The following is a 12288-nucleotide window of genomic DNA, read 5'->3' on the forward strand; positions in this document are numbered from 1 at the left end:
TATATAAGAAGAAAAATTAATCGAGAGAGGTTTATTTATTTTGCTGTAAACTGACTTTGATAGTCCAATAGAGTAATCATGAGTATCACCAAATTAAGGTCTACTTCATCGGATCCCAATGGTGCCGGATACCACTCTAGATAATAGAAGTAGAAAATAGCCAGCCAAGTAAAGTCACAACCTACCTGCTTAATTAAAACTTTAAGAATTGCAAGCAATAAATCGAGAGCGAGTATGAACCTAGCAAACTTGTATCTCTTTCATTAATTTGAACAAAACTTGCCCAGCACGATAAGCATGACTAAATTTAATACAGTTAACTACACATTTAATGTCGCTATTGGGGTAAAAATTGGTCAGATCTATATCAATTAAGTTTCTCAGTATTGTTCTATCGATCTATTTAATGCTGACTTTAATAGTGACAGCTATTCATATTTACGTTGAATATCGTCATGCACATGAGGAGGTTTACACTGTATTTGAAGCCTCTGAAAATACATTTAAGCATATTCTAGCTTCTGATTTGTTGAACTTAGATTATGAACAACTTAGTACTACAGCCAAAAGCATATTAGGATTGCCTCACATCACTGGAATTATAATCAACACAGATCAAAATGAATCTATTGTAAATATAGGAATTACCTCAAATAACAAATCTCAAGACAATGCCCTTATTTCTCATACATTTCCACTGACCATTTCTGTCAAAGACACAATAACTGAAATTGGAAAGGTAACCTTTTACTCAAATACCAATTTTATTTTTAATAGCATTCGACAAAGTATTGTGATGTTTTGTGTCAATGCCGCGATAAAAACAGCCGCCGTTTTTTTACTGATTTCAGTTGCTTTTAAAATGCTCTTAACGACTCCACTGGGACAATTAGCTAAACAAGCAAGCGACATAAATCCTAATAACTTAGACAATTCCATGATCAGTGTTGCAAAGAACCATGAAGATGAACTGGGTACTTTACAATCTGCACTTAACTCGATGATTAAAAAAACTTCTGAAGCATTTGCGAGCTTGGATGCATTAAATAAAGAGCTTGAAAGAATTGTAGAAAAAAGAACTCAAGAGCTACAAGAATCAATCACTCAACTTAACGAGCAACACGCCCAGCTTGAAAATGAAATAGAAGTCAGGCATGAATCAGAATTAGCATTAGCTAAATCACTCACGGAGCTCAAAAACGCTCAATCTCAACTGATTGAATCAGAGAAAATGGCTGCTTTAGGTGGGCTTGTTGCTGGTGTTGCACATGAGATAAATACGCCAATTGGACTCAGCTTAACAGGTATTTCTCACTTTCAAATAACTGTAAAAGAAGTCGCCAAGTTATTTGATGAAGGTGAACTAGAAGAAGATGACTTCACAAGATTTATTAATGAATCTCAAGAGTTATCAAGTACGATACAAAACAGCTTACAACGTGCAGCTGATTTAATTAGAAGCTTTAAACTTGTTGCAGTTGATCAATCAGCCGAAGAAATCCGACAATTTGACATCATTCAATATTTAAATGAAACCATGGTTAGCCTTAAAAACAAGCTTAAACAAACCAAAGTTGTCTTTGAGGTCAATGCTGAATCAGCACCATTAATCATTAATAATTACCCTGGTTCTTGGGCGCAAATTTTTACAAACTTGATTCAGAATACGCTGATACATGCTTACGCACCTCAATCAGAAGGAAAAGTAGAATTAAACTTCTATACTAAAGAAGAAAGCTTAATTTTTGAGTTTATTGATGATGGCAAAGGAATGACTCAAGAAACCGTCAATAAAATATTTGAGCCTTTTTACACCACTAATCGTGCCAATGGTGGCTCAGGCCTTGGTATGAATGTGGTATTCAATATAGTTAGACAAAAAATGCATGGCACTATAAGTGTCGAAAGTGATTTAGATAAAGGTACAAAGTTCATAATAAATGTACCTATTGATATTAAAATAAACTCAGAAGGTGAAGAGAATGGGCTTATTTAAGAAATCTTCTAAGCCGAAAGAGGCGCGCAAAGCACCATGGAAGGTTCTAATCGTTGATGACGAGCCTGATGTTCATGCTGTAACGAAATTAACTTTGAACCGGTTCGAGTTTGACGAAAGAAGCCTTGAATTTATTAGTGCATACAGTGGAGAAGAAGCAAAGAAAATTCTCTCTGTTCAGAACGAAATAGCACTCGTTTTACTAGATGTAGTAATGGAAACGGACGATGCTGGTTTAAAAGTTGCAAAGTTCATCCGAGAAGAGCTAGATAATCATTTTATACGAATTATTTTACGAACGGGCCAACCTGGCCAAGCACCAGAGAGAACGGTGATCACTAATTACGATATAAATGATTATAAAGACAAAACAAGTTTGAGCAGTGATAAACTATTTACCGTTGTATATACTGGTTTGCGTGGTTTTAGAGACATTCAAGATATAGAGCTTGCTCGAAAAAAGCTAGAAAATCACCGAGAAGGTCTAGAGAGAGTTATCGACTCAACAGCGAGTTTATTTCGTATTCGCTCCATTCAAGAGTTTGCTAGTGGCTTATTAGTACAGATAGCAGCACTTCTTCATGCAGATAAATCAACAGCAAAAAATAAAAACAACTTTGCTGTAAGAAGAATCGACGATGAACTTCAATTTCTAGCAGGCACTGGTGCTTATTGTCCGAAAGAGGGCAACCTTGTAGAGCCACCTGAAAATATTCAAGCAATGATTGAGAACGCCTGTAATAGCCGTAAAAGTGTCATTGAGAATGATTGCTTTGTCGGCTATTTTGAGACAATTAATGCAGGTGTAAACCTCATTTACTTAGAGGGAATTAATCAAATAGATGAATTGGATAAGAAGTTGCTTGAACTTTTTTCTAATAATATTTCAGTCGCTTTTGATAATTTAGAGCTTGATAAAGAGATCTTTGAAACTCAATCAGAAATTATAGAAACCTTAGGCGAAGTAGTCGAAAGTCGCTCAAAAGAAGCCGCTAATCATGTTAGGCGTGTAGCGCACTTATCTCGAGCTTTAGCACTTTGGATTGGCTTACCTGAAGAGCAAGCGCAAGAACTATACATGGCCTCCCCAATGCACGATGTTGGCAAAGTTGCTATTCCTGATTCTGTTCTTTTAAAACCAGGTAAGCTCACCGAAGAAGAATTTGAGGTTATGAAAACGCATGTAAATATTGGCCATGAAATTTTTGCTCGCTCTAAACGTCCAACATTAAAAGCAGCAGCTATTGTAGCTGGTCAGCACCACGAAAAGTTTAACGGGCTTGGATATCCGAATGGTTTGAAAGGTGAAGATATTCATATCTATGGCCGTATTGTAGCACTTGTAGATGTATTCGATGCCTTATCACATTCTCGCTGCTATAAAGAAGCTTGGCCATCTCAAGATGTTTTACAGAAACTTGAAGAAGAAAAAGGACAACATTTCGATCCTGACTTAGTCGATGCTTTTGTCAATAATATGGATGAAGTTAGAAAGATTATGGAAGCTTACCCTGATTAAGCATTAAAATTTTAATCATGAAGAAACCGAGCATATCAAAAATGCTCGGTTTCAATTTCTAGGCCACCAACTGCTGGTACAACACTCTTGCTGCAAGTAATAAAAACGCAGTGCCTAGTAACTTATCAATCACAGCTTGTTTTTTAGTTAAATCAAACTTCTCTCTTGCTTTGGCACTGGCAACCGATACAAAGAAGTACCACGCAGTATCAATAGCCAATACAGTGCCGCACATTAATATGGCGACAGTGAGCGTCATGGCTTCTGGTTGTATAAATTGTGAAAACAAGGCGATAAAGAAGATAGCAAGCTTAGGGTTTAAGAAAGCAATGGCAAAGCCATCTTGCGCGGCTTGCTTATAACTCGTTGCACTCGATTGAGCAACATCTAGGCCTGAAGACTTACTGGTCAAAATTTTATATCCCATATACGCTAAATACGCAGCGCCTGCGTAAACCAGCGTTTGAAATACGATAGGAAAATGGGTAATTAAACTTGCTAAACCTGCTATAGATAACGCAGCATAGATACCAACGCCAACACCGTGTGCAACACTTGCTGCGATGCCATGCCCTGCACTGTTATATAAAGAATGACGTAATATGACAGCCAGACTCGGACCCGGTGACATAGCGCCTATTGCGCAAATAGTGGCTAAGCTTAGCCAAGTTGTTAATTCCACAACATTATCCTGCATAATCAAAATCGCGGTTAGTCTAACGACCTCACTGTAACTGAGCAAGTTATCTAATTACCCTCAGATACCTCACATCTAAACAAACTCGAGTAAAAATATTAACAGTATGTTTTAAATGCTATTTTTGATTTAGTTAACCTTCTAAAACTACCCCAAGAAAGGAACATAATGATTTACACATCCGTCTGACAAGCTTATTATTGCAAATAATAACAGTTTCCATTTGCAATAATATATTCCATGACCTCTATTCTCCTCATTGAAGACGACATTACACTCAGCAATTATTTATCAGACTTACTGAAAAAAGCAGGCTACCTCGTTGAACAATGCTTTGATGGGGAACATGGTTTTAATAAAGCCAAATCGGAGCAACATCACCTCGTATTACTCGATAAAATGCTGCCAAAACTTGATGGAGTCACTCTGCTTAAACAATTAAGACAAGTAAGTCAGATCCCCGTGATCATGGTTTCGGCCAAAGGCGCTGAAGAAGAGCGAATATTGGGATTTACTCATGGGGCTGATGACTATGTCGCCAAACCTTTTAACAGTCAAGAATTACTTCTTCGTATTGAAAGTCTATTACGCCGTGCCAAGCCCGACATAGAAAGTAGCAGCCAAGAACATATGCACTTTGATGGCTTATCTATAAATGTGAACACACAGCAAGTACACCTTAATGATGTACTTTTAGATTTTACCCCCATACAATTTAAATTATTGTGGAACCTGCTTAGTAAGCAAAACGTTATTATCCCAAAAGCGGAGTTGCACGAAGCTGTATTAAATAAAAAACTGGGGGCATACGACCGCAGCATCGACATGCATTTAAGCCGTGTAAGGCGCAAGCTTAATGAAGCAGGCTGGCAGGGAGATCGCTTACAAACAGTGCATGGCAAAGGGTACTGTTTTAAATGAAGCGTAAGATTTTCTGGAAACTGTTTTTTATCCTTGCAACAGGCCTAGTGACATTTTTCTATTTGGTTCACACCATTACCTTAAAAACCGAAGAGAAAATGAGCTTTATAAAAGCTGAGCATAGAGCTGAGTTAAGGGCTTGGGGCGAAAAAGCAGAGTCATATTACGTTCAAAAGGACTTTGTTGGGTTACAAAAGTACCTTCAAGACATAGAGCAACAAGAGAACGTGTGGGTGTCTGTCGTCGGTTTTAAAGCTGAGCAATTTGCGGGTAAACCTTACGATAAAGACATCGTTGGTTATTATCATTTTGGGCGCAGCATTGATTGGAAGATCCACCTCTACTTTTCTGATAACCCGATTATGGAGTTGCCTTTTCAAGAGTATGGCGCCAGTTTTCTAATTCGATTACCTGAGCGAATGCGACCGGGCACACATTGGTTAACAACGAAATTTGCTCTACAGATAGTTATTCCGATGGCGCTACTAATATTACTCACCTTGATTCTATATAGGCACATTATTACGCCATTACACCGCCTCGATAATGCCACCCTCGCATTCAGCAAGGGTGACTTATCAGTTCGAGTCGGCCAACACTTTGCTAAACGTGATGATGAGTTGTCTCACCTTGCCAATACGTTTGATTCAATGGCATCAAGAATTGGAGAGCTTATCGAGAATCAAAGGCAGCTCATAGCTGACTTATCTCATGAGTTGCGAACGCCATTAACTCGTTTAGATATTGCCGTTGAGAACTTTGACTCGAGTAATAGCTCACAGCATTTAGAACGTATTTCAAGGGAATCTAAGCAAATTAGAAAACTTGTTGAGAATACCCTCACTTTTGCTTGGCTCGAAAATGAACAGCCCAAAATCAAGCAGGAACAAGTAGAGTTAGTTGATTTACTCGATGTCTTGATTGAAGACGCCAGATTCGAGTTCGCCTGTAAGTTCATAGAGAGTGAACTACCGAATTCTGCAGTGATCTCTGACTCAAGTCATAAAGCACTCTGCCCAGCGATAGAAAACGTACTTCGCAACGCCCTAAAGTACACGCCATGCAAAGAAACCGTTTCGGTTAGACTCACACAACAGCAAGATCATTACCTACTAGAAATCAATGATTCGGGTCCTGGGATCCCTGAGCACTTGCTAGATAAAATCTTCGAACCCTTCTTTAGAGTTGACGACAGCAGAATGGCTGAAAGTGACAGCTTTGGCTTAGGGTTAGCATTGGCTAAACGTCACCTTTTAAGTGTTGGTGCAAATATCTATGCCCTTAATCAAAAAGGCGGCGGCCTCAGCGTTAAAATCACCATTCCAAAGTTGCAAATGTAACAGTTGTAAAAGTGCTACCAATCACAATTGCAAATAGGAATAATTCTGATTTATAAAATATCAGTAATTAGAGATGTCCCATGACTTTTAAAGCGACTCCTGTGTTCAAAACAAAAATACTATCTACCCTTATTGCCGGCTTATTGAGTACTCAAGCCCTTGCAACCGAAAAAGACACTGACAACAAAGACATTGAAAAAATTGTCGTTGTCGGTGCAACAACCAACTCAGAAATTACGCCTGAGCAATTAGATAATTACCAAGCCAATGATTTAGAAGATATCTTTAGAGCGACCCCTTCTATTACGGTTGGCGGTTCACTCGGTATTGTACAAAAGGTATTTGTACGTGGCTTAGAAGACTCGATGATGAACATCACTGTTGATGGCGCGCCACAAACTAGTACGCTTTTCCACCACGTCGGCCGTGTGTCAATTGAGCCAGAATTATTACGTAGTGTTGAAGTACAAGCGGGTGCTGGTGAAGCAACAGCTGGCAGTGGCGCAGTCGGTGGTGCCATTCGTTTTAAAACAAAAACTGCAAACGACTTATTAGATGCGGATGAGCAGTTTGGTGGATTGGCAAAAGCGAGTATTTTCTCTAACGATGCCAACAAGCAAAGTGTTGCATTATATGGTCGTGTTACTGATTCAGTGAACGTGTTAGCGTCTTATGTAAATGTCAGCCGAGACAATATGGAAGATGGCGAAGGTGATTTGATCCCCGGAACAGGCTCAGATCAAACTCTGGGCTTTGTTAAAGTAGATGCCGAAATTAGTGACAGCCAATTTATCACTGTAAGTTACGAAACACGCGAAGAAGAAGGCGAGTTTGGTAAGCAAACAAACTGGGTTCAAACCATTGACGCACCACTATTCAAAACATGGTCAGATCGTGAAACTTTAGTGCTAAACCATGCGCTTTATTTAAACGAATTCATTAACTTAGAAACCACGCTTTACTCAACTGAGTCTTCTTTAAAGCGCGAGCTTTACACTTGGAATGCAGGTATTAAGACCACAGGTTTCGATATTAGAAATACCAGTGACCTAGGCGATCACGTTCTAACCTATGGTATTGAACAAAAGAATGATGAAGTTAATTCTGAGTCATACGAAGCATTTGGCGGCAAAGCAAACGAAGACGGTACTGTGACTGGTGTGTATGCTCAGGACCATTGGCAAATTACTCCTGACCTATTACTCAGCTTTGGTGTACGTTATGACGCCTATGAGCTAGACCACACAGGTCTTGAAGCAAACTGGGTTAAAGTTGATGGCAAATGGGTTGTTGAGCATGATGCGCAAGGTAACCCTGTCACAAAGAGCAAAGACTTTTCAGTTAAAAAACAAGACGGCTTTAGTAAAAACATCGGATTTAAATACACATTAGCTGAAAACATTACCTTGAGCGCAGGCTATGCAGAAGCCTTGAGAGGCCGCCAAGTTGCTGATGCATTTACCGCAGGTGAAGTAAACGACAATCCTGAACTCGCGCCTGAAGAGGTAGAAAACATTGAGCTTGGCCTTGAATACAACGATGGCACATGGCTATTCGAAGCATCTGTTTACCAGAGTACTATCAATGGTGTGGTATTCGATAAATTCAAAGGTCGTGAAGGCGTTTTTTACGAAAATATCGGCGACTTAGAAAGCAAAGGAGTTGAACTTGTTGCAGGCTACCAAGCAAATCAATTTGATGTGTTAATAAGCTTTAACCATAACGATGTTGTACTAAATAATATGCCATTTATCTGGCCTGATAGTTCAGTAGAAGGCGGCAAAAAGCAAGTCATTCGCAATAACGTAGATATTAATGCCTATGAGTATGGTGGACTTGGTAATGCTGTAGGTGACGCACTGAATATCAACTTTAATTATGAAGTAACAGATAGCATCAAAACAGGCTTTAATTTTAAGTATGTTGCGGATTTAAATGATATCGAAGTAATGCACCGCTCTTTAGAATTAGGCTGGGTAGATGAGCTAGGTAGCATCGATAAAGAAGGCTACAACTTAGTTGACGTATACGCACGTTACGAACCAACTGAGCAGTTACGTTTTGACCTTTCTATTCAAAACTTATTTAACGAAACATACCGAAGCCACGGCAGTGTTGGCGACTTTAGTAAGTTTGGAAAGGGCTATGAAACATTAAAAGGTATGTATGAGCCTGGCCGTGATATACGCTTAAGTGTGTCTTATCAGTTTTAAATTTGCTGGAAGGAAATCAAAACTTAAGGCATTTAATGATTTAAACTGTAATCATATAAAAGAGAGTTTAACCCTAGGTTGAACTCTCTTTTTTATACTCGGTTAAAATCAAGTTCTGTGATCTGCTGCAAAACCACCTTGTGATTTACAAAGGGAAATTAGCACATCGCCCTCTTCCCAAGAGCTTAATTGCTTACTCCATAAAATGTTAAATGGATTGCCTGCAACAGGCTTATGGCAGGTAACATGACCGTAATATTCAGGGAAAGAATTAATATATGCAGAAGCTGATACAGATACCCCCATTGTCAAAGCTGCGACAACGCTGGTTAGTAAAGTTTTCATAATGATTCCTTATAAATTATTTTTATAGAATGTTGTTAGAGATTAAAAATTGTTCCTTTTTTAATCTCTAGCTATAAAACCATACCTACTTTATTATTGCAAACGCCTAGGTGATCCTAACTTTTCATTAAACTTTTTGACCTCACCTGTTTTCATTAAACAATAAACCGCTGGTAAGACAATCAAAGTAAGCAGCACCGCGCTCGACATTCCGCCGACCATAGGTGCTGCAATTCGACTCATCACTTCAGAGCCTGTGCCATGGCCATATAAAATCGGTAACAAACCTATAATGATGGTTGCCACTGTCATCATCACAGGTCGAACACGTAACCCTGCGCCATGTAAAATGGCTTCTAAATAATCAGATTTACCAATGGCTGTGCCTTTGGCTTTGTGTTCATCTTTTAAATCTAGCAGTGCTTGATTCAAATACACCAACATGATCACGCCAATTTCTACAGCAACACCAGCCAGAGCAATAAAACCAACGCCAACAGCAACCGAGAAATTAAAACCTTCTAGATACATAAGCCATAATCCACCGATCATCGCCATCGGCAATGTTGCTATGATCACCACAACTTCGCTCAAACGTCTAAAGTTGAGGTAAAGTAAAATAACTATAATCGCCAGCGTTAACGGCACAACATAGCTCAGCTTCTCTTTGGCGCGCTCCATATATTCATACTGCCCGGCCCAATTAATTGAATAGCCAGCAGGTAACTCAAGCTCTTTGGTAAGTAACGCTTTGGCATTTTCAACATAATTGCCGACATCAATGTCTTCAATATCAATATATGTCCAACCATTTAAACGGGCGTTTTCGCTCTTGATACCCGGCGGACCACTTTCGATATAAACATGCGCGACATCACCCAATGCAATACGCTGGCCTGTCGGTGTCACCATCGGCATTCGCGCTAATTGCTCAGGTGAATTACGGTAGTCTTGCGGATAACGCAAGTTCACCGGATAACGCTCTTGCCCTTCAACGGTTTGGGTTACATTCATTCCCCCAATGGCTGTTGCAACCACTTGCTGTACATCGGCGATATTTAAACCATAACGGGCCGCCTTGATACGATTAATATCAACCTTGATATAACGACCACCAGCAACGCGCTCTGAATATACTGACGCCGTGCCGTCCAGTTTAGGTAAAAGCGTTTCGAGCTGTTGACCAATATCTTGAATAACATCGAGATCTGGCCCTGCCACTTTTATGCCTACAGGTGTTTTAATGCCCGTTGCCAGCATGTCGATACGAGTTTTGATTGGCATAACCCAAGCATTGGTCACACCGGGTAGTTTCACCAATGCATCCAGCTCTTTTTTCAAACTCTCAGTGGTAACACCCTCGCGCCACTGTGACTTAGGTTTTAACTGAATAAAGGTTTCGATCATAGTAAGCGGCGCCGGATCGGTAGCGGTTTCAGCACGGCCCACTTTACCAAATACGTTCTCAACCTCAGGAATAGTGCGAATTAGCTTGTCGGTTTGCTGCAACAACTCTCTGGCTTTACCAATAGAAATGCCCGGATACGTCGTTGGCATATACATTAAATCGCCTTCATCTAAAGGCGGAATAAACTCACTGCCGATCTTATCTAGAGGATAAAAACCAACCACTGTAACTGTAATCGCCGCCAAAATTGTGGTTTTAGGAAAACGTAAAACGCCTTTCAGAACTGGCATGTAGATAGCAATTAGTAATCTATTCAGCGGGTTTTTACGCTCAGGTAATACCTTACCGCGAATAAAATAACCCATTAACACAGGCACTAAGGTAATCGCTAAACCAGCAGATGCTGCCATGGCATAGGTTTTGGTATACGCAAGCGGCGCGAACATGCGCCCTTCCTGAGCTTCAAGAATAAATACAGGTAAGAAACTTACGGTAATAATCAGCAAGCTAAAGAATAGCGCAGGCCCTACTTCACTGGCGGCTTTGCCCACCACTTGCCAACGGTTTTCATCAGTCAGTGGGGTCTTTTCCATATGTTTATGCATGTTTTCAATCATTACGATGGCACCATCTGTCATCGCACCGATGGCTATCGCAATACCGCCTAACGACATGATGTTGGCATTAATCCCTTGAAAATACATGACGATAAAGGCGACTAGAATACCCATAGGTAAGCTTATCACTGCCACAATTGAAGAACGTAAGTGGAACAAGAAAGCTGCACAGATCAGAGCAACAACTATCAGCTCTTCGGTGAGTTTGCCCCAGAGATTGTCGACTGCTCGATCAATTAAAGCTGAGCGATCATATACAGTGACAATTTCAACGCCTTCAGGTAAGCCCGCTTTTAGCGATTCTAGTTTAGCTTTCACGCCATCAATGGTGGTTTTGGCGTTTTCACCAAAACGCATCACCACAACGCCACCAACCACTTCGCCTTCACCGTTTAGCTCAGCAACACCGCGGCGCATTTGCGGACCGAGATTGACCACGGCCACATCGGCAATGGTAAGCGCCACGCCTTTTTTATTCACACCTAAAGGAATTTGCAGAATATCTTGCACACTTTGAATATAACCCGTCGCGGTAACCATATATTCCGCTTCAGCCATTTCAAGCACCGATGCGCCTGTTTCTTGATTGCCCCGCTGTAATGCTGTTTGCACATGATTTAACGGAATACCATAGGCACGCAACTTATCAGGATCAACTTGTACTTGGTACTGCTTCACCATACCGCCAACTGCGGCGACTTCTGAGACACCTGCTACAGATTGCAATTCGTATTTTAAGAACCAATCTTGAATACTGCGCAGTTGGCTAATGTCGTGTTTGCCTGTTTTATCGACTAACGCATATAAATATACCCAACCCACCCCAGTGGCATCAGGACCCAGCTGAGGTTTTGCACTACTGGGTAAACTTGGCGCAACTTGGCTTAAATACTCTAGCACCCGCGAGCGTGCCCAGTACAAGTCGGTCTTATCGTCGAAAATGATATAAACGTAAGAGTCGCCAAAGAAGGAGTAACCCCTTACCGTTTGTGCACCCGGCACCGATAACATGGCAGTGGTGAGCGGGAATGTGACCTGATCTTGGACCACTTGCGGTGATTGACCGGGATAACTGGTTTTTACGATCACCTGTACATCAGATAAATCGGGAATGGCATCAACAGGCGTGTTCTTTAACGAGAACAATCCTGCACCAACTAAAATTAAACTCATCAACACCACAAAGAAGCGGTTGCTGATAGACCAGCGAATAATAGCTGCAATCATATTGC

General features: G+C 40.5%; 8 protein-coding genes. 5 read left to right on the top strand and 3 right to left on the bottom strand.

All coding sequences use genetic code 11. The annotated features are described in order from the left end of the window. The first annotated feature begins 406 nt into the window (after positions 1-406). Entirely contained in the window at positions 407-1996 is a 1590-nt protein-coding gene (locus ACGHEH_RS08300; RefSeq protein WP_390443884.1) for an ATP-binding protein, read from the top strand. Beyond that, positions 1983-3515, top strand: a complete 1533-nt coding sequence (locus ACGHEH_RS08305; RefSeq protein ID WP_349287634.1) for a DUF3369 domain-containing protein — start codon at positions 1983-1985, stop codon at positions 3513-3515. Before ACGHEH_RS08300 ends, ACGHEH_RS08305 begins: the two co-directional genes overlap by 14 nt. Positions 3516-3573: 58 nt before the next feature. On the opposite strand, the gene ACGHEH_RS08310 is transcribed toward ACGHEH_RS08305, so the two are convergent. Continuing rightward, entirely contained in the window at positions 3574-4197 is a 624-nt protein-coding gene (locus tag ACGHEH_RS08310; protein ID WP_390443887.1) for a LysE family translocator, read from the bottom strand. Positions 4198-4452: 255 nt separating this feature from the next. Between ACGHEH_RS08310 and ACGHEH_RS08315 the strand changes: the two genes are divergently transcribed. From ACGHEH_RS08315 to ACGHEH_RS08325, 3 genes are all read left to right on the top strand, one after another. Continuing rightward, complete coding sequence (locus tag ACGHEH_RS08315; protein ID WP_349287632.1) at positions 4453-5133, top strand: response regulator transcription factor; 681 nt, start codon at positions 4453-4455, stop codon at positions 5131-5133. Beyond that, positions 5130-6473, top strand: a complete 1344-nt coding sequence (locus ACGHEH_RS08320; RefSeq protein ID WP_390443890.1) for a histidine kinase sensor domain-containing protein — start codon at positions 5130-5132, stop codon at positions 6471-6473. The genes ACGHEH_RS08315 and ACGHEH_RS08320 overlap by 4 nt, the downstream gene beginning before the upstream one ends. Positions 6474-6553: 80 nt before the next feature. Continuing rightward, positions 6554-8686 carry a TonB-dependent receptor gene (locus ACGHEH_RS08325; protein ID WP_390443893.1) on the top strand — a complete coding sequence of 711 codons (2133 nt, stop codon included), beginning with the start codon at positions 6554-6556 and terminating at the stop codon, positions 8684-8686. 108 nt (positions 8687-8794) lie between these two features. Here the strand turns inward: ACGHEH_RS08325 and ACGHEH_RS08330 are convergent, their stop codons facing one another. Beyond that, positions 8795-9031 (bottom strand): hypothetical protein, encoded by a 237-nt coding sequence (locus ACGHEH_RS08330; protein WP_390443895.1) that lies wholly within the window; start codon positions 9029-9031, stop codon positions 8795-8797. A 93-nt stretch (positions 9032-9124) separates the two neighbouring features. Further along, positions 9125-12283, bottom strand: coding sequence for an efflux RND transporter permease subunit (locus ACGHEH_RS08335; protein WP_390443898.1), 3159 nt, complete (start codon positions 12281-12283; stop codon positions 9125-9127). Positions 12284-12288: the final 5 nt, after the last annotated feature.

This window comes from Pseudoalteromonas sp. MTN2-4 (genome assembly GCF_042848605.1).
Classification (GTDB): Bacteria; Pseudomonadota; Gammaproteobacteria; order Enterobacterales; family Alteromonadaceae; genus Pseudoalteromonas.